This is a genomic window from Kitasatospora sp. NPDC041988, from assembly GCF_055588525.1.
This window is the reverse complement of record NZ_JBVJCO010000028.1, coordinates 110,933-127,991: the sequence shown is the minus strand read 5'-3', so window position 1 is coordinate 127,991 and position 17,059 is coordinate 110,933. Positions and strand designations below refer to the sequence as shown.

The following is a 17,059-nucleotide window of genomic DNA, read 5'->3' as shown; positions in this document are numbered from 1 at the left end:
TTCCTGATCGTACGGGCGGTTCCCCTCGGGGAGCCGCCCGTGCGGCGTTCTTCGGGACGTTCTTCGGGGCGGGCGCTCTTCGGGACGGACGCTCTTTGGGACAATGGACGGATGGCTTCCTCCGACGACATCGAGACCGCCCTGCACAACGCGCGGGCGCTGATCCTGGCCGACCTGACCGCGAAGGACGTGGCGGACGCCGCCGTGGTGTCGCTGGTCGAGACGGCCGTGACCCACCGCCGCTGGTGGCTGGAGCAGTGGCCGGACGGCACCGAGTACGTGCTCGGGCTGGTCGCCCAGGACGTCCAGGACGCGCTGCTGGAGGCCTACGGCCGCTGGCCGCTCTGCGCCTCCTGTGCGGCCGACGGGGACCCGCACGCGCTCGGCGTCGAACCCGAGCTGGGCCCGGACCCGCACTGGGTCTGCGGCAAGGAGGGCATGGTCGTGGCGCCCGTCGGGCACCTGTCCTAGCCCTCCGGCTCCTGGCCCTCCAGTGCGGCGAGTTCGGCGGCCAGGTTGGCGCGGGCCGGGGTGTCGAAGCGCGCGTGGGCGGTGGGGGTGCGGTAGAGCGCGGGCAGTGCGAGCAGTTGGCGCAGGACCGCCGCCCGGCCGGCCCGGAAGTCCGGTTCGGGGACGAAGGCGTACTCCTCCCGGACGGCGGCCGCGTACACCGCGTACGCCTCGGGGGTGGCACCCAGGACGGCCAGGTCCGCGTCGCAGAGCACCTCGCCGTCGCGGTCGCCGGGCTCCGGGTGGTGGGTGACGGTGAGCCGGACCAGCCGGGCCACCTCGGCGGTCCGCTGCTCGGGGAGGCCGGCCTCGGTGAGTGCCCGGACGGCGAGCGTGGCGCTGCGCTCCTCGTTCTCGGAGCGGTCGGGGCGGTAGACGGCGTCGTGGAACCAGACGGCGAGGCGGACGGTGTCCGGGGCCTCGGCGTGCGCGGCCAGCGCGTCCACCTGGTGCAGCATCGCCCGCAGGTGGTCGGTGGTGTGGTAGCGGCGCTGCGGCTCGGCCCAGCGGCGCAGCAGGTCGCGCCCGTACGGTTCGGGGTCGGCGCTCGCGCCGCAGCGGCGCAGCAGGGCGGTCCAGGCGGTGAGCAGGTCGTCCGTCGGCATGGGAGCCATTGTGGTGGCCCGGCTCGCCGGGGGTTCGGCGGGGGGCTTCCACTGGACCTATATGTAGTTTGACGATATATGTAGTTCCATGACCGAACGCTCCATGCAGGAGCCCACGCTGCTTCTGCTCACCGCACTGGCCGACGCTCCCAGACATGGCTACGCGCTGATCCAGGAGGTCGCCGCGATCTCCGGCGGCCGGGTCGCGATGCGCACCGGCACGCTCTACGGCGCCCTCGACCGGCTGCTCCAGCAGGGCCTGATCGAGGTCGCGGCCGAGGAGGTGGTGGACGGCCGGGCCCGGCGCACGTACGCGCTGACCGTCGCCGGCCGGACCGCCCTCGCCACCGAGGCGGAACGGCTGCGCGCCGTCGCCACCGAGGCGGAACGCCGCCTCTCCGGGTTTCGCCCGAGGGTCAGGGGGACCTTCGCATGACCATGAACACACCGACCGTCGCGATGAAGGCGGCGCTCCAGTTCTACCCGGCACGCTACCGCCGTGAGCGCGGGGACGAACTCGCCGCCGTCTTCTCCGACACCACGGCCGAGGCCGGGAAGCCCGCCGTCGTCCGGGAGGCGCTCGACCTCGCCGCGTACGGCCTGCGGGTGCGCACCCGGCTGACCGCCTTCTCGACCGGCGGGCGGCTGCTGGCGCTGGCCGCGCCGCTGATCGCCGGGGCGGTCGCGGGGGCCGGGCTGTACCCGTGGGTCAGCGACCCGGACCAGCTCGCCTGGCGGTTCGAGCACACCTCGTCGGTGGTCACGCTGGTGGCCGCCTTCGCGCAGCCGGTGGCGTCGCTGCTGCTGGCCCTCGCCGCGCTGCTGGGGCGGTGGACGGAGGCGCGGGTGATCTCGGTGGCGGTGATGGCTGCCGGACTGCTCGGCATGAAGGAAGCCCTCGTGGTGGACCGGATCGACGCCTGGTGGGTCCTGGCCGTCGCCTCTTCGGCGATGCCGTTCATGCTCTCCGGCCTGTTGGTGATCGCGGCGCCGCGGGAGCTGCTGGGCGAGCCGACCTGGCGGACCCGCGCCCTGGTGCTGGCGTCGGTGGTCGGCGGATGGCTGGTGCTCGCCGCCCAGGGCGGCTTCGACTCCCACTACATGCTGAACGGCCCGCGCTCCGCCGTGCTGGTGGTCGTCCCGCTGCTCCTGGTGCTGACGGCGCTGCGCGGCTGGCTGGTGCCGGCGGCGATCGGGCTCGCGGTGCTGCCGCTGACCGTCACCTTCGGCATGTTCACCCTCTGGCAGACGACCGGCGGTCTCTGGCGGCTGCTGCCGATCTCCGCCGTGGCGGTGGCGCTGATGGCGGCGCCGCTGATGATCGGGCGCCGGGGCTGGTCCGGTGGCGCCGGCAGCTTCGCCTGACCGGACGGCCGCCCGCCCGCCCGGTGGAAGGCCCGACGGACTGCCCGGCGGAACGGTCGCAGGGGGGCTCGCCGCCGCCGGGCGGATGTGGCAGGCTTCGCATATGTCTAGACCAATTTTCGAAGTCATCGCGCTGACGCCCCAGGACGCCCAGGCCGCCGAGTCGGGCGGCGCCGACCGGCTCGAACTGGTCACGGACATGGCCGCCGACGGGCTCGCCCCGTCGGCCGAGGACTTCGCCGGGATCCGCGCCGCCGTGGACCTCCCACTGCGCGTCATGCTGCGCATCCGGGACGGCTTCACGCCCGGCGACCTGGACGAGCTGCGCGCCCGCGCCGCCGCGCTCCGCGCCGAGGGGGCGGACGAGTTCGTCTTCGGCTTCCTGGATGCCGACGGGGCCGTCGACCTGGCCGCCACCGCGGCCGTCGCCGAGGCGGTGGCCGGCTGCCGCTGGACCTTCCACCGGGCGATCGACCACAGCGTCGACCGGGCCGCCCTCCGCGCGGCCGTCGGCGCACTGCCCGGGCTGGACACCTTCCTCACCTCCGGCGCGGCCGGCGGAGTGGACGCCGGCCGGGAGGTGCTCGCGGCCGAGCGGGCCAGGGCCGGCGAGCCCGGGTACGGCCAGCAGATCCTGATCGGCGGCGGGCTGCGGGCCGAACACCTGCCGGGCCTGCGGGCGGCCGGCTTCGACGCCTTCCACGTCGGCGGTGCGGTCCGCGCCGACGGGTGGCAGTCGCCGGTGGACGCGGGCAAGGTCGCCGAGTGGCGTGCCCTGATCGATGGCTGAGCGTGGAAGCGCCGACGGCTGAGCGATCGGCGGCCGTCGGCTCGGTGGGAAGGGGACCGGCCGATGCCGGTCCCCTTCCCTTTCTCCTCGGGTGCTGCCGGGCTCAGCCCAGTTGCTCAGTCCAGCTGCTCGGGCAGCGGCTCGGCGTGCAGCACGGCCAGCCCGGAGACGGCACGGGTGAGCGCCACGTACAGGCGGCGCAGGCCGGTCCGCTCGTCCGGCTCGCCGGCGACCACGGCGGCCGGCTCGTCCAGCACCACGTAGTCGTACTCCAGGCCCTTGGCCAGCGAGGCCGGGACGAGGGTCAGCCGGGCCTCGGCGCTGGTCTCGGCGCCGGGGGAGAGGTAGGGCAGGCCGGCCGCGTCGAGCGCCTCGGCGAGCAGCGGGATGCGCGCGTCGGCGGCGATCAGACCGGTCGAGCCCTCGTGCTCCAGTGCCCGGTGGCAGGCCTCGACGACCGCCTTCTCCAGCCCGTCGTCCGGGACGCGGGTGATCGTCAGTGAGCCGGGCGCCTCGCGGACCGAGGTCGCCGGGGCCAGGCCGGGGGCGATCGCGGGCAGCAGCCGGGAGGCGTAGGCGATGACCTCCTCGGGAACGCGGAACCCCTTGGTCAACTCCTCGATGTGGGCGGCCGGTTTGCCCAGGTGGTGCAGGGCGTCCGGCCAACTCGCCGTCGCCCAGGGGGTGGTGCCCTGGGCGAGGTCGCCGAGGACGGTCGCCGAGCCGGTGGTGCAGCGGCGGCCCACCGCGCGGTACTGCATCGGCGAGAGGTCCTGCGCCTCGTCCAGCACCACGTGCCCGAGCGAGGCCGTGCGGTGGACCAGGTCCGCGGTCTCGTCCACCAGGACGGCATCGGCCTGTGTCCAGCGGGCGGTCCTCACCGAGCGGCCGGGCTTGGGCCAGAGCACCGCCTGCTGCTCCTCGGGGCTGAGGACGCCCTCCGCGCACGCGGCCAGGAACTCCGGGTCGGAGAGCAGCCGCAGTACCAGCTTGGCGGGGTCGACCAGCGGCCAGCACTCCTTGACCACGGCCTTGACCGCGGCGTTGCGGGCCACCGCGTCCTGCACCCGGTCGTCCGGGGCCTCGCCGCCCTGCTCCATCTTCAGCAGCACGGCGTGTGCGATCCGCTGCGGCAGGGCGTCCCGGGCGGCGCCGTAGCGGATCTCGCGGCCCTTCAACTCCTCGATGATCTCGACCAGTTCGTACACCGGAACGCGCCAGCGCCGGGAGCCGCGGACCACCACGCAGGGCTCCGTGGGCAGCGTGATGCCGGCCCGCACCGCCCGGCGCAGCACCTCGGCCATCCGGGCGTCGCCCTTCAGCCGGGCCGCCTCGGCGGTGTCCTCGCCCCTCACCTCGACGTGCGCGACCAGCTGCTGGACGGTCGCCTGCGCCACGTCCAGCTCGCCGAGGGCGGGCAGCACCTGCTCGATGTAGGAGAGGAAGGCGTTGTTCGGCCCGATCACCAGGGTGCCGGTCCGGGCGAGCCGCTCGCGGTGCGCGTACAGCAGGTACGCCACGCGGTGCAGGCCGACGGCGGTCTTCCCGGTGCCGGGGGCGCCCTGGACGCAGACGGTGCCGGTGATGTCGGCGCGGACGATCTCGTCCTGCTCGGGCTGGATGGTGGCGACGATGTCGCGCATCGGGCCGACGCGGGGCTTCTCGATCTCGGCGGCGAGCAGCGCGGAGGCGGAGTCCGACTCGGCCGGGTCGCAAAGGTGCTCGTCCTCGTACGCGGTGAGCTCGCCGCCGGTGTAGCCGAAGCGCCGGCGGCGGTCGACGTCCATCGGCTCGGTCCGGCTGGCCCGGTAGAACGGCTGGGAGACCGGCGCGCGCCAGTCGATCACCATCGGGTCGCCGCCGGCGTCGTGGACGTGCCGGCGGCCGATGTAGAAGTTCTCCCCGCCGGAGCCCTCGGAGAGTTCCTCGCTGATCGCGTGCAGGTAGTCGAGGCGGCCGAAGAAGAGCGGGGTGTGCGAGAGGTCGGCCAGGGCGGCGATCCGGGCCTCGATCTGGTTCTGCAGCACGACGGCGGTGACCCAGGTGCCGGTCACGTCGCGGATGTCCAGCGACTCGACGTCCTCCCGCATGGCGCGCAGGGCGGCCCGGGAGGCGGCCAGGTGGTCGCGTTCGCGCTGGAGGGGGTCGGTGGTGGGGGTGGCGGGCACAGCGAACCTTCCCGGCTGCCCCGGAGACGGGCGCAGCGGATCGTTGGAGCTCACGGTGGACACAGCCGACCGGTTGCCGTGCGGTCGGCGCCTCCCCCGGCTGCCTGCGGGACTCAGCAGGTACCACGGTTCGGGAGGGGGCAGACGGACGATCCTAGACTGCCTTGGCCCCCGGTGCTATTCAGCCGGCGCCGTGCTGCTTCAGATCGGCGTACCTGACCACCTGGAAGGCCAGCACGCCCAGCCCGGCGAACTCGGCCAGCGAGGCGGCGGTCAGCCACCCCGGGTTCCCGTCGTGCCCCCAGAACAGGACGATCGCGGCGGCCGAGGAGAGGCAGAACACCAGCAGGTCGGCCGCCAGTTGCAGGTACTTGCGGCTGGTCCGCCGCTCGTCGGTCCGGTGCGCGACCTCCCAGCCGAACACCGTGCTCTCGCCCGGGAGGAGTGCGGTGAGGCGGGGGGCCAGCTCGCCGCGGATGTACCGGCCGATCGAGGAGATCTTGTGGTCGTTGACGAGGTACGTCCAGCCGAGCAGGAACGTGACCGGGGGCAGCAGCAGGAGCCGTTCCGGGTGCCCGCCCGACTGCAGGGTCGCCGCCAAGACGGCGGCCAGCGACGCGAGCGTGGCGTAGATGAGATTGTCCCGGAACCCGATCCGCTGCTTCTGCTCGTCCTTGATGGACGTGTACTCCGCGAGCAGCACCTGCACGGCGACGCTCTGCTCCTGAGGTGACACCGGCCCTCCCCCTGTGACGTCGACGGACGGCCATCTTGCCCGACGCGGCACGGGCCGGTCCAGGTCGGAAGGCCGCCGCCGAAGGTCGCGGACTCGTCCCGACGGTCGTACCGGATCGCTAACATGACGCCATGTCAGGATGGGCGGACTACCGTGCGCGGGTGGCGAGGAAGCGGGTTGCCGGTTACATCCCGCCGACCTTCTACACCACGGAGATCGACAGCGAAGAGCAGACCGAAGTGGCGAAGAAGTCGTACGCGTGGCTTGTCGACCAGTTGGCCGCGTGCGCGCCGCGGACCTATCTGGTCGACGGTGTGGCCGGCAGCGGGAAGAGCACGCTCGTCACCCACATGGTGACCGACCTGCTCGACGCCGATGTGGCCTGCGTGCAGGTCAACCCGCGTACCCTGGCGCACGGCTTCAAACACCTCGGCGAGCCCGAGAAGTTCGCCAGGGCGCTGTCCCCAGGTGTTGACGTGCCCCTCTGGAAATCCAAGTTCAAACATCGCAAGGGCGTCTTCCTGATCGACGCCGTCAACGAACTGGAACGCGAGCTCGGCCCGGAAGAGATGCGCTTCGTCCGCCTCCTGCTGGACGGTTCGCACCCCTTCCCGGTCCTGGCGACGACGCGGACCGAGCCGGACCGACTGGGGTCGGCTGACCTGCGTTCCATCAAGCGGCTCTCGATCGCCCCGCTGACCGCGGAGGAGTCCGGCGGCTATCTGCAGGCCCGCGGGCTCGAATCCGACTCGGCCCTGAAGGAGATCCGGGCCGCAGGTCTGGACGGCGCCATCTGGAACCCCCTGCTGCTGTCGTTGCTGGCCGGACTGTTGCAGGCCAAGGCCGTGAACCGGTCGACCCCGATGCCCCGGTCGCGGGCGGAGCTGCTCCGCCTGACCGTCCACCGGAGCCCGGACGGCAAGCACACCGACCCCGCAGCGGACCGCCTCAGGGGGCAGGGGCTGCACCTTGAGTCCGTGCTCTGCGCCGCGGCGCTGGTGGTGGCGGGCAAGGAGGGCGAGAGCGGCTTCCGGCGCAACGACCTCAGGGCCGTCCTCGACCGGGTCTGGGACGACCGGGCCGGGCTGGACGAACTCATCGAAGAGTTCCTGAACACGCAGATGGTGGCGGCCGAGACCACCGAGCACCACCAGGAACGGTCCTACCGGCTGCTCCACCAGTCGATCGTCGACTTCGGGCTGGCCCTGGGGTGGCAGAACAGCGACCTCCCGCCGCTCGCTTTCGACCTCGACCAGTGCGTCGGCGACTGGCTGGGCCTCCAGGAGGACACCGAGCAGGCGACTGAGGCCGTGCTGGCGCGCCGGGGCGACCTGCGGCCCAGCGTGCTGCTCGACGTCGTGATCGCCAACCGCGGCCGGCTCTCCGACGAGTCGCGCGGGAAGCTCTGGCGAGCCATCGGCGAACACTTCTGCGGGGACCGCAGACACCGGGACGACCTGGCGAGGTCGCTCGGGCGGGTGCCCTTCCACGTTGTCAAGGAAGGGATGGAGTGCGGGCTGCTGGAGGAGCTGAGGAACAAGGACCCGCTGATGGTTCGCGGCGTTCTCGAAGCCCTGCGGAACGAAACGCTGACACCGGACCACCTCCGGCAGTTACGCCGGCGCAAACTGCGATGGGAGAAGGAGAAGCGCGAGGCGCGGGCCGAGGCCAATGTCGAGGGCGAACCCTCCGACGACCTGGTGGCCGCGCGTCTCGTGGGTCTGGCCAAGTACCCGTCGCCCGTCAACCGGGCCAAGACCGCTCTGTGGTTGGCCCGTAACCGCCCCGTCGAGGCGGTGGTACCCCTGGCGGCCGCGCTGGGTGCGGATCCCGTGCCGGCGGTTCGGGGCGCCGCTGCGAAGGCGCTCGGCCTGATCGGGGACCTGTCGGTGGTGCCGGCCCTGGAGGCGGTCGCGAGGTGCGATGCCGACCCCGGGGTGCGGGTGTACGCAGCCGAAACACTGGGGCGGCTGGGGGAACGGTCGGCGGTCGCGGTGCTGTGCGCGGCGGTGAAATCCGCTGCTGACCCCGGGGTACGGGGGGACGCGGCCACCGCGCTGGGCCGGTTGGGGGAACGGTCGGCGGTCGCGGTGCTGTGCACGGCGGTGAAGTCCGATTCCGACGCCGGGGTGCGAGGAACTGCCGCATTTGCCCTGGGGCGGCTGGGGGACCGGTCCGCAACTGCGGTGCTGAGTGCGGCCCTGGAGTCCGAAACCGACACCTGGGTCCGTGGCGCGGCGGCCAACGCCTTGGGCCGGCTCGGGGACGTCGCGGCTGTTGCCGGGCTGCGCAGGGTCATCGAGGACACGGCCGAGACCTTCATCACCCGGGGCTCCGCCGTATGGGCCCTCAGCGCGCTCGTGACCGAGCCCCAGCCCTGGCTCATCCCCTTCGCCGAGGCCGTTCGCAGCTACCGGGGGCCCGACCTGTCGCTGCGGAAGTTTCGCGGGACGATCGTCAACCTGCTCGCCCGGCAGGCGGCGCACGAGGAGGTCCGGTCTTGGCTCAACCGGGTTGCCCGGACCGATTCCGACCCGCTGAATCGGACGGCGGCCGTCGGAGGCCTGGCCCGGGCCAACATCATCAGCAGCGAGCTGATCCGGTTCCTGATCGACCCGGAAGTGCCCCGGAGCGACGGGCGCAAGCGCGACACCGACAACGGCGTACTCGGCAGTGCTGGGGCCGCCGTGCTTGGGATGTACGGCTACAACGAGAAGCTCGCCGACCACCTGCTGCCGTCCGTGGCCAGGCTGCTGACCGACCCGGCCACCTGGAACGACACCGTCAACGCGGTGCTCCTGCCGCTTGCCGAGCTGCCTTTGGACGTGTCACGGCGGATCGTCCGGGTGTTGGAGGAGGCGGTCGCCCAGAGCGGGGTCGATGACCTGTACCTCGAACGGCGGCTGGGGCCCTACCGGCAGATCAACGAATGGCGCCAGGCCGTCCACAGCGACATGAGACGGCTCCGCGAGAAACCCGAGGAGATCATGGCAAGTTTTCGGCCTGTGCCGCAGACGGCGAAGCCCGCGGACCCGTCCGGAGGGGAGTTCGACGTCGCGGTCATCACCGCGATCCCGGTGGAGACCGCGGCGTTGCTGGGGCAACTCAAGGAGCGGGGGATCGCGGCGGAGAGGCTGCAGAGGAAGGGCCGGTACTACAAGGCCTTCACCCTGCCGGGGAGCGAGGGGCCCATCCGGGTCGTCACCGCCCAGACCACCGACAAGGGCGGCCAGGCGGCGGCCGCCCTCACGAAGGACATGGCGGCCGAGTTCGGCTGCACGCTGGTGCTGCTGGTCGGCGTCGCCGGCGGATTCGCCGAGCGCGGCGTGCGGCTCTACGACGTCCTCTTCGGGAAGGTCGTCCACAACTACGACCCCGAGCGGGTCCAGGCCGACGGGGCGGGGAACCGCCAGCAGACCTACCGGACGGACGAGCAACTGGTCCGGCTGGTGCAGGACCTCCATGTGAGCGGCGACCTGGACGACGCGCTCGACGGCCACCGGCTGCACGTGAAGGACTACGCCAGCGGGGAGAAGGTGGTCGCCTGGGGCGATGCACCGCTGCGCCAGGCCATGCTCGCCATGTCCACCGACGTGTACGGCATGGAGACCGAGGCCCACGGGGCCCTGCACGCCGTGTTCGAGACGTACAAGGCGCAGACGTACGTCGGCGCGGGCATCATCAAGTGCATCAGCGACCTCGGGGACGAGGCCATGCGGGAGGACAAGGAGACCAAGCAGCGGCAGGCCGCCGACGTCGCGGCCCGGGTCGCCCTCGGCGTCCTCTCCCACTTCTACCGCCCCGTAGGGGAGGCGTAGGGGGAGGGCAGGGGCCTCCGTACACCCGGAGGACGACTTCCGGCCCGTCCGATACGGCCTTTGGGGTGATGTGCCCGGCCTGCCGCGAACCTACTGTTGAAGCATGAGCACCGTACACATCACGGCGCCGCGAGTGCCGAACCAGAAGTCCGCCCCCGCCCGCCCCGCGGGCGCCACCGCCATCGCGGCCACCGGCCCCGGCCGGCGCCGCAGCCCGCTGAAGACCGCCGTCCGCAACGTCGGCATCGCCCTCGACACCGCCGCGCGCGTGGTCTTCCTCGGGCGCGACGGCGTCAGGTACTGAGCGTTCCCGGGAGTTACAGCACGTCGTCCGCGTCGATGATGCGGTAGGCGTAGCCCTGCTCGGCCAGGAAGCGCTGGCGGTGGGCGGCGAAGTCCTGGTCGACGGTGTCGCGGGCCACCACCGAGTAGAAGTGCGCCGCATGGCCGTCCGCCTTCGGGCGCAGGACGCGGCCGAGGCGCTGGGCCTCCTCCTGGCGGGAGCCGAAGGTGCCGGAGACCTGGATGGCGACGGTCGCCTCCGGCAGGTCGATGGAGAAGTTGGCCACCTTGGAGACCACCAGGACGCTGATCTCCTTGGTGCGGAAGGCCTCGAACAGCTTCTCGCGCTGGGCGTTGCTGGTCTCGCCCTTGATCACCGGGGCGTCCAGGACCTCGCCGAGCTCGTCCAGCTGGTCGATGTACTGGCCGATGATCAGCGTCTGGTCCTTCTCGTGCTTCTTGACCAGCGCCTCCACCACCCGCCGCTTGGTGGCGGTGGTGGCGCAGAAGCGGTAGCGCTCCTCGGGCTCGGCCGTCGCGTAGGCGAGCCGCTCGGAGTCGGTGAGGGTGACCCGCACCTCGCAGCAGTCCGCGGGCGCGATGTAGCCCTGCGCCTCGATCTCCTTCCACGGGGCGTCGAAGCGCTTGGGGCCGATGAGCGAGAAGACGTCGCCCTCGCGGCCGTCCTCGCGGACCAGGGTGGCGGTCAGGCCGAGCCGGCGGCGGGCCTGCAGGTCGGCGGTGAACTTGAACACCGGCGCCGGCAGCAGGTGGACCTCGTCGTAGACCACCAGGCCCCAGTTGCGGGCGTCGAACAGCTCCAGGTGGGCGTAGACGCCCTTCCGCTTGGTCGTCATCACCTGGTAGGTGGCGATGGTGACCGGGCGGATCTCCTTCCTGGTGCCGCTGTACTCGCCGATCTCGTCCTCGGTCAGCGAGGTCCGCTTGACCAGCTCGTGCTTCCACTGCCGGGCCGAGACGGTGTTGGTGACCAGGATCAGCGTGGTCGACTTGGCCTCGGCCATCGCGGCCGCGCCGACCAGCGTCTTGCCGGCGCCACAGGGCAGCACCACGACGCCCGAGCCGCCGTGCCAGAAGCCCTCGACGGCCTGCGCCTGGTACGGGCGCAGCTGCCAGCCGTTCTGGTCCAGCTCGATCGGGTGCGCCTCGCCGTCCACGTAGCCGGCGAAGTCCTCGGCGGGCCAGCCGAGTTTGAGCAGCACCTGCTTGATCTGCCCGCGTTCGGACGGGTGGACGACGACGGTGTCGGGGTCCACCCGGGCGCCGACCAGGGGGGCGATCTTCTTGGAGCGCAGCACCTCCTCCAGCACCGGGCGGTCGGTGGTGGTGAGCACCAGGCCGTGGGTGGGGTGCTTGCTGAGCTTGAGCCGCCCGTAGCGCGCCATGGTGTCGGCCACGTCGACCAGGAGCGCGTGCGGCACGGGGTAGCGGGAGTACTTCACCAGGGCGTCGACCACCTGCTCGGCGTCGTGCCCGGCGGCGCGTGCGTTCCACAGCCCGAGCGGGGTCACCCGGTAGGTGTGCACGTGCTCGGGCGCGCGCTCCAGCTCGGCGAACGGCGCGATGGCGCGGCGGCAGTCGGAGGCCTTGGGGTGGTCGATCTCCAGGAGAAGAGTTTTGTCGCTCTGGACGATGAGCGGTCCGTCGTTCACGCGGGGAAGCCCTCCACTGGCTGACAGGTCTGTCGGGACGCAGACCCTCCAGTGTCGCGCATCCGGCGGGAAAGGCGGGAGGCCGCCCGGACGGGGGCTACTTCCACTCGAACACCTTGGCGGTGTTCTTGCCGTCGGCGTCGGACTCGAACTCGAACACGCCGGCGATGCCGTTCAGGCGGGAGAACTGCGGGGACGCGGTGGTGAAGTAGACCGAGCCGCGGTACGAGACGCCGCCGCCCTCGGTGAAGTGGCCGACGCCGCTGCCGTGCCAGGTGATGGTCTGGCCGTCGGCGGTCATGTCGACGCCCTGGCCCTCGCCGAACAGGGTGCCGTCGGCGTGCAGTTCCGACTCGTAGGTGGCGAACTCCGTGACCGGGGTGCCGAGGACCTCTCCGGTGCCCTGGAACGAGACCTCGACCACCGGGCCCTCGCCGCCGGCGAGAACCCGCCGGACGGTGTCCTGGCTCTGTATCTCCGCTATCTGATCGCCGAGCATCGTGACTCCTTCCGCAACCCCCCTCCCCTCCGGACTACGCCGCATCGCCGGACGCCGCAATCGGAGCGCGGTGACCGGTCCGGGCGTCGCTCGTTAGAGCAGGTCATGAACAAGTCGAAGCGCGCCCTCACCGCTCTCGCCCTCCTCGGTTCGGCCTTCGCCGCGACCGCCTCCTCCGCCGGTTCCGCGCACGCCCTCGCGGGCGTCGGCGAGGGCCCCGGCGGGTTGCTCGCCTCCCCCGCCTTCCTGATCGCCGACCTGGCCGGCGCCCCCGAGCTGCCGGTCGGCAAGGACCAGATCGGCACGCTGGCGGACAAGGCCGTCAAGGAGAAGGTCAAGGAGGCCCAGCAGGGCCACTGATCCTGCGGCTACTCGTCCAGTTCGGCCACGCCGGTGATCCGGTGCAGGGCGAAGGTGCGGAGCTCGTCGGCGTGGTGGTCGAAGGCGGTGACGTAACCGCCTTCGACCTTGACCGGATCGATGATCCGCTGGCTGGAGAGCCCTTCGGCGTTGAGGTAGCCGATCCACATCCGCTCGCCGAGCAGGACGGCCGTCTGCAGTGCGGCGAGGGTCTCGGCGGCCGGGGTGCGCGGGAGTTGGCGCGGGTCGGGGGCGGGCTCGCGGCGGACGGCCGTGGCGGCGCGGTCGCCGGCCCGGATGGCCTTGATCGCGGCGGCGAGCAGGGTGTCATCGGGCGTGGGCGGGCCGTCGGGGACGGGGACGGGGGCTGCGCGCGGCGGGGTGCGGTGGCTGTCCGGCCGGGTGATCAGCACGTCGCCCTCGGCGGACTCGGCCGCGGGCGCGTAGCCCATGCCGCGCAGGGCGGCGAGCAGCACGTCCGGCGCGGCCTGGGCAGCGAGCACGGTCGGGGCGAGCAGGCGCAGTCGCAGGTCGACGGAGCGGCGGTCGGCGAGCACCTCGTTCAGCAGTGCCGGGTCGTCGCAGCGCAGGTACGAGGAGGCGGCGCCGACCCGCAGGATGCCGTGCCGGCGGGCGACGTCGTCGATCAGGTAGCTGAGCGGCTGCGGGACGGGCGTGCGCGAGTGCTGTTCCAGGAAGGCCTGGAGGTCGGCGGCGGTGCGGCCGGCGTCGAGGGCGCGGCGGACGGACCCGGGGGTGAACCGGTAGACGGTGGCGCCACCCTTGGACTCGATGTCGGCGCAGAGCGCGAGCGCCTGGGCGAGCGGGGTGAGCAGCGGGCCGGGGGCGATCGCGGTGAGGTCCGGCTGGAGGATGACATGGTCCAGCGGCTGCGGCAGCAGCGGGGCCAGCACCTCGGCCGGGTCGGCCTCGGAGGTGAGCAGCGCGCGGGCGGGGGAGGCGAGGGCGCCCCGGCCGGTGATGCCGAGCAGTTCGGCCTCGGCGAGGGTCCAGGCCGTGAGGTCGTCGCGCAGGTCGCGGCCCTGGCCGGTGGCGGGGGCCTGGTTGGCGGGGGTCTGCCCGGTGGCGGGGGTCTGGCCGGCCGCCGGGCCGCCGCGCAGCGGGCGCTGCCAGTGCAGGGTGGGCAGCAGTTCGCCGGCGGTGGCCGAGGTGCCGGGCGGCAGTTCGGCGAGCAGCGCGAGGGCGCCGCGGCGGACGGACGGGGCGAGCGTGCGGTCCAGCTCGGGCCCGAGCGCGGCGCGCGCCTTGCCCTTGCCGTCCGGGGTGCCGGTGAGGGCGGCGACGCGGGTGGCGGTGAGCCAGCTCCCGGCCAGCAGCACCCAGCGGTCGGCGGTGTCCTGCTGGAGCCACCCGTCGTACGCCGGGGTGGGTGCCCAGCGCTCGTCGGCCTCGCCGTCGGGGGCCAGCAGGCCGGAGGTGTAGGCGAGTTCGAGCCAGAAGGCGGTCTGCTGCTCGGTGGTCTCCAGGGCCTGCGCGGTGCGCTTGAGGTCGCGGACGCCGAGGCCGCCGGCGCGCAGGGTGGGCGGCGGGTTGAGGCCCCACAGGTCGAGCAGCTCCTCGACGATCCGGACGGCGGTGTGGGCCTGTCCGGCGGCGGCCTTGTCCACAGCCTGTGGATCGCGCGGGGCGGCGGCCGGGGCCGGCTCCGGCTGGACGGGCTCGACCACGCGGTGGGTGCGGCCGCCGCGCAGGTGCAGGGCGAGCTCGCGGGGCAGGACGACGCTGCCGGGGCTGCTGGGCAGCAGCAGGCCGCGGGCCAGCAGCCACTCGACCGGGCTCTGCGCGTCCTCGGCGGTGACCGGGCGGGTGGCGTCCGGGACGGTGCCGGTGGGCGGGCCCCAGACCAGGCGGTCCAGCAGTCGCAGCGCCGGTTCGGGGGCGGTGGCGAGCAGGGTGTCGCAGCGGGCGCGGTCGCCGAGCAGCGCGCTGAGCGCGGCGACGGCGGTCACCGGGTCCGGGGTGGCGGGCTGCCCGGCGGAGGCGAGCAGCTGTTGGAGCCGGGCCGGGGACATGCCTGCGGTGGCGTCGGCCAGGGTCGGGCCGAGTCCGGTGCGGCCGGGGTTGGCGGCGGTGGGCGCGAGCGCCTCGCGGGCTGCGATGACCAGGCGCGGCCCGTTCTCCGGCCCCCAGAGCAGGGCGCGGTCGCGCAGGGTGGCGAACGCCCGGGGGAGGGCGGCGCCGACGGCGGACCGGTCGGCCGCGGTCAGCGGGGTGGCGCCCGGGTGCGGCTTGACCCGGGCCGGGCCGGTCAGCAGGGCCTTCACGGTGGCCGGGGAGGCGCCGTCCGGGGCGGCGGCCATCGCCTCGGCGACCTGCAGGGTGAAGCGGTCCAGCCGCTCCAGGGCGCGCAGCGCGGAGGCGCGGGAGGAGAGCCGGGCGGCGAGCTGGGTGAGGTCGCCGGGTACGGGGTTGAGCAGGTCGGGGCGGGACCGGAGCAGGGTGGCGAGGTCGTCGTCCGCGCGGCTGCGGAGCTCCTCGGCGAGGGTGCGGGGGCCGGTGGCCGCCTTGCCGGGGCGTTGGGGGCCCTGCTGTGTGGTCATTCGACCTAGGTTAGTCGCGAGGACGGACGGTGGGGACCGGTCGGCGTGGCCCCGGTTCGGGTGGGTACCGTCTGACCGGCGGCCCCACGACGGCCGCCGCGGTACGGGCGAGCGGGGTGTGGGGCGATGGCGGACGGCGAGTGGTGGCGCAAGCAGGGGCCGTGGAGCGGGCCGCCGGGGGGTGGCGCGGGCGCGGGGAGCGGCCCGGGCTCCGGCGACGAGGACAGCGTGTACACCGAGGGGGCGCCCGCGGTGCCGCCGCGGCCCTCCGCGCCGCCTGCCGGCCCCCCTGCCGACCGTCCCGCCGACCGGCCGCCCGCCGGGCGGAGGCCGGCGGCCGCGGACGATCCGGGCTCGCCCTGGGTGTCGCAGCCGATCGCGGACGCGGACGCCGATCCGGATGCCGTGCCGGCGCCGTTCACGGCCGTGAACGCGGGTGACTGGTCGCTCGTGTCGCTCGACTTCTCGGACGGCCCCGGCCCGGCGATCAAGCCGATCCCCGAGCAGCGGACCGCCGCCGAGGACACCCCTGGGGCCGTCCCCGCACAGACCCCGCCCGCCGAACCGGCCCCCGCGAAGGGCAGGGGAAGGAAGCGCGGGAAGGGTCGGGCGGCGCCCCCGCCGGAGGCCGCCGCGCCCGATGACGCCGCCAAGGCCGCCCCGAAGCCGTCCGCGATGGCAGGCCGCCGCCCCTCCCCGCTCCTGCTGCTCGCCGCGGTGACCCTGATCGGCGGCGCCCTCACCAGCCAGATCGTGGTGATGCTGGTCGGCTGGGGGCTCGGCTACCTGTCCGCCCAGCTGACCGACCTCACCCGCAAGGTCGGCATTCTCGGCATCCCGCTGATGACCATGAGCGGCACCACCCTCTGGTTCTGGGGCCGCGCCCAGGGCCGTTGGGGCGAGGCGCTCCAGCCGGGCCAGCAGGCCGGCCAGGTCGCCTGGTCGGCCGCGCCCGGCGTGCTGCGCGTGGCCGCCGTGCTGTCGGCGCTGTTCCTGCTGGCCGTGGCGCTGAAACGGCGTGCCCAGCCGGGGGGTTGAGCTGCGGGGCCGGTCCGTACGCGGTCGGGTGCCGCCCAGGGGTTCAGGCCGAGGCCGGCACCCACTGCGGGTCGCGGCCCGAGGCGGCCAGCGCGCGGTCGAGCGGCGAGGCGTCGGCGGGCACGGCCGCCGGGGCGGCGAACCCGTCGTACTGGCGGTAGACCTCGGCGAGCTCCTCGACCAGCTCAAGGGCCGTCCCCGCCAGGTCGTCCCCGACCTCGCTCGGCTGGCCGGTGGCGCGCGCGACGTCCCAGGTGTGCACCACCAGCTCCAGGACCAGCATCCGGGCGATGGCCGTCGCGGGCATGGAGGACCCGCCCAGGTCCAGGTCGCCATCCCAGACCGCCGGGTCGGCCCAGGCCGCGACCGCCCGCTCCAGCTGGGCGGCGTAGGCGTCGGCCCACTTCGGGTCGGTGGTGAAGTCGTGTTCGGTCAGGTCCTTCGGGAGCTCCTTGCGCAGGGCCCGGTGCTCCAGGCCGTGGGAGGTGTAGAGCACCCAGTGGTTGACCAGCGTCCGGGTGTCGAACCCGGTGCAGGGGGTGGGCCCGTCCAACTGTTCGGGGCGGACGCCGCGGGCGACGCGCGCGGCTTCCGTGGCGGCGCGAGCCATGAGGGGGTGGAGTGCATGACCGTTCATGGGCCGATCCTGGGTCG

The 17,059-nt window shown here is 73.6% G+C and carries 15 protein-coding genes; 8 read left to right on the top strand and 7 right to left on the bottom strand.

All coding sequences use genetic code 11. The annotated features are described in order from the left end of the window. Positions 1 to 111: 111 nt before the first annotated feature. A complete protein-coding gene (locus ACZ6NC_RS26415) occupies positions 112 to 471 on the top strand; it encodes a hypothetical protein (RefSeq protein WP_465736245.1) in 360 nt (119 codons plus the stop codon). On the opposite strand, the gene ACZ6NC_RS26410 is transcribed toward ACZ6NC_RS26415, so the two are convergent. Beyond that, on the bottom strand, positions 468 to 1,115 hold the full coding sequence (locus ACZ6NC_RS26410) for an HD domain-containing protein (protein ID WP_465736244.1): 648 nt from the start codon (positions 1,113 to 1,115) through the stop codon (positions 468 to 470). The two genes, ACZ6NC_RS26415 and ACZ6NC_RS26410, sit on opposite strands and share 4 nt — an antisense overlap. Before the next feature lie 88 nt (positions 1,116 to 1,203). On the opposite strand from ACZ6NC_RS26410, the gene ACZ6NC_RS26405 reads away from it, so the two are divergent. From ACZ6NC_RS26405 to ACZ6NC_RS26395, 3 genes are all read left to right on the top strand, one after another. Further along, complete coding sequence (locus tag ACZ6NC_RS26405; protein WP_465736243.1) at positions 1,204 to 1,551, top strand: PadR family transcriptional regulator; 348 nt, start codon at positions 1,204 to 1,206, stop codon at positions 1,549 to 1,551. Continuing rightward, positions 1,548 to 2,480 carry a hypothetical protein gene (locus tag ACZ6NC_RS26400; RefSeq protein ID WP_465736242.1) on the top strand — a complete coding sequence of 311 codons (933 nt, stop codon included), beginning with the start codon at positions 1,548 to 1,550 and terminating at the stop codon, positions 2,478 to 2,480. The genes ACZ6NC_RS26405 and ACZ6NC_RS26400 overlap by 4 nt, the downstream gene beginning before the upstream one ends. A 103-nt stretch (positions 2,481 to 2,583) precedes the next feature. After that, a complete protein-coding gene (locus tag ACZ6NC_RS26395; RefSeq protein WP_465736241.1) occupies positions 2,584 to 3,270 on the top strand; it encodes a copper homeostasis protein CutC in 687 nt (228 codons plus the stop codon). Between the two features lie 116 nt (positions 3,271 to 3,386). Here ACZ6NC_RS26395 and ACZ6NC_RS26390 read toward each other — a convergent pair whose 3' ends face one another. Further along, complete coding sequence (locus tag ACZ6NC_RS26390; RefSeq protein ID WP_465736262.1) at positions 3,387 to 5,360, bottom strand: HelD family protein; 1,974 nt, start codon at positions 5,358 to 5,360, stop codon at positions 3,387 to 3,389. A gap of 259 nt (positions 5,361 to 5,619) precedes the next feature. After that, a complete protein-coding gene (locus ACZ6NC_RS26385; RefSeq protein ID WP_465736240.1) occupies positions 5,620 to 6,174 on the bottom strand; it encodes a hypothetical protein in 555 nt (184 codons plus the stop codon). A 131-nt stretch (positions 6,175 to 6,305) separates the two neighbouring features. Here ACZ6NC_RS26385 and ACZ6NC_RS26380 point away from each other — a divergent pair, with 131 nt between their 5' ends. After that, a complete protein-coding gene (locus tag ACZ6NC_RS26380; RefSeq protein ID WP_465736239.1) occupies positions 6,306 to 9,992 on the top strand; it encodes a HEAT repeat domain-containing protein in 3,687 nt (1,228 codons plus the stop codon). Between the two features lie 103 nt (positions 9,993 to 10,095). Then, complete coding sequence (locus ACZ6NC_RS26375) at positions 10,096 to 10,296, top strand: hypothetical protein (protein ID WP_465736238.1); 201 nt, start codon at positions 10,096 to 10,098, stop codon at positions 10,294 to 10,296. A gap of 13 nt (positions 10,297 to 10,309) precedes the next feature. On the opposite strand, the gene ACZ6NC_RS26370 is transcribed toward ACZ6NC_RS26375, so the two are convergent. Together ACZ6NC_RS26370 and ACZ6NC_RS26365 are read right to left on the bottom strand one after the other, a co-directional pair. Next, positions 10,310 to 11,947 carry a DNA repair helicase XPB gene (locus tag ACZ6NC_RS26370; protein ID WP_465736237.1) on the bottom strand — a complete coding sequence of 546 codons (1,638 nt, stop codon included), beginning with the start codon at positions 11,945 to 11,947 and terminating at the stop codon, positions 10,310 to 10,312. A gap of 97 nt (positions 11,948 to 12,044) precedes the next feature. Continuing rightward, positions 12,045 to 12,446 (bottom strand): hypothetical protein, encoded by a 402-nt coding sequence (locus tag ACZ6NC_RS26365; RefSeq protein WP_465736236.1) that lies wholly within the window; start codon positions 12,444 to 12,446, stop codon positions 12,045 to 12,047. A gap of 105 nt (positions 12,447 to 12,551) precedes the next feature. Here ACZ6NC_RS26365 and ACZ6NC_RS26360 point away from each other — a divergent pair, with 105 nt between their 5' ends. Beyond that, positions 12,552 to 12,806: a hypothetical protein gene (locus tag ACZ6NC_RS26360; RefSeq protein WP_148643356.1), complete on the top strand. Its 255-nt coding sequence runs from the start codon at positions 12,552 to 12,554 to the stop codon at positions 12,804 to 12,806. Between the two features lie 8 nt (positions 12,807 to 12,814). Here the strand turns inward: ACZ6NC_RS26360 and ACZ6NC_RS26355 are convergent, their stop codons facing one another. Then, entirely contained in the window at positions 12,815 to 15,367 is a 2,553-nt protein-coding gene (locus tag ACZ6NC_RS26355; protein ID WP_465736235.1) for a helicase-associated domain-containing protein, read from the bottom strand. A 126-nt stretch (positions 15,368 to 15,493) separates the two neighbouring features. Here ACZ6NC_RS26355 and ACZ6NC_RS26350 point away from each other — a divergent pair, with 126 nt between their 5' ends. After that, entirely contained in the window at positions 15,494 to 16,405 is a 912-nt protein-coding gene (locus ACZ6NC_RS26350) for a hypothetical protein (protein ID WP_465736234.1), read from the top strand. Between the two features lie 43 nt (positions 16,406 to 16,448). Here the strand turns inward: ACZ6NC_RS26350 and ACZ6NC_RS26345 are convergent, their stop codons facing one another. Continuing rightward, entirely contained in the window at positions 16,449 to 17,042 is a 594-nt protein-coding gene (locus ACZ6NC_RS26345; RefSeq protein ID WP_465736233.1) for a TIGR03086 family metal-binding protein, read from the bottom strand. Between the last annotated feature and the right edge of the window lie 17 nt (positions 17,043 to 17,059).

Coding starts and splice junctions, on each gene's coding strand:
- ACZ6NC_RS26415 (WP_465736245.1), top strand. CDS start 112: ATGGCTTCCTCCGACGACATCGAGACCGCCCTGCACAACGCGCGGGCG.
- ACZ6NC_RS26380 (WP_465736239.1), top strand. CDS start 6,306: ATGTCAGGATGGGCGGACTACCGTGCGCGGGTGGCGAGGAAGCGGGTT.
- ACZ6NC_RS26375 (WP_465736238.1), top strand. CDS start 10,096: ATGAGCACCGTACACATCACGGCGCCGCGAGTGCCGAACCAGAAGTCC.
- ACZ6NC_RS26395 (WP_465736241.1), top strand. CDS start 2,584: ATGTCTAGACCAATTTTCGAAGTCATCGCGCTGACGCCCCAGGACGCC.
- ACZ6NC_RS26400 (WP_465736242.1), top strand. CDS start 1,548: ATGACCATGAACACACCGACCGTCGCGATGAAGGCGGCGCTCCAGTTC.
- ACZ6NC_RS26365 (WP_465736236.1), bottom strand. CDS start 12,446: ATGCTCGGCGATCAGATAGCGGAGATACAGAGCCAGGACACCGTCCGG.
- ACZ6NC_RS26405 (WP_465736243.1), top strand. CDS start 1,204: ATGACCGAACGCTCCATGCAGGAGCCCACGCTGCTTCTGCTCACCGCA.
- ACZ6NC_RS26360 (WP_148643356.1), top strand. CDS start 12,552: ATGAACAAGTCGAAGCGCGCCCTCACCGCTCTCGCCCTCCTCGGTTCG.
- ACZ6NC_RS26350 (WP_465736234.1), top strand. CDS start 15,494: ATGGCGGACGGCGAGTGGTGGCGCAAGCAGGGGCCGTGGAGCGGGCCG.
- ACZ6NC_RS26345 (WP_465736233.1), bottom strand. CDS start 17,042: ATGAACGGTCATGCACTCCACCCCCTCATGGCTCGCGCCGCCACGGAA.
- ACZ6NC_RS26390 (WP_465736262.1), bottom strand. CDS start 5,360: ATGCGGGAGGACGTCGAGTCGCTGGACATCCGCGACGTGACCGGCACC.
- ACZ6NC_RS26355 (WP_465736235.1), bottom strand. CDS start 15,367: ATGACCACACAGCAGGGCCCCCAACGCCCCGGCAAGGCGGCCACCGGC.
- ACZ6NC_RS26410 (WP_465736244.1), bottom strand. CDS start 1,115: ATGCCGACGGACGACCTGCTCACCGCCTGGACCGCCCTGCTGCGCCGC.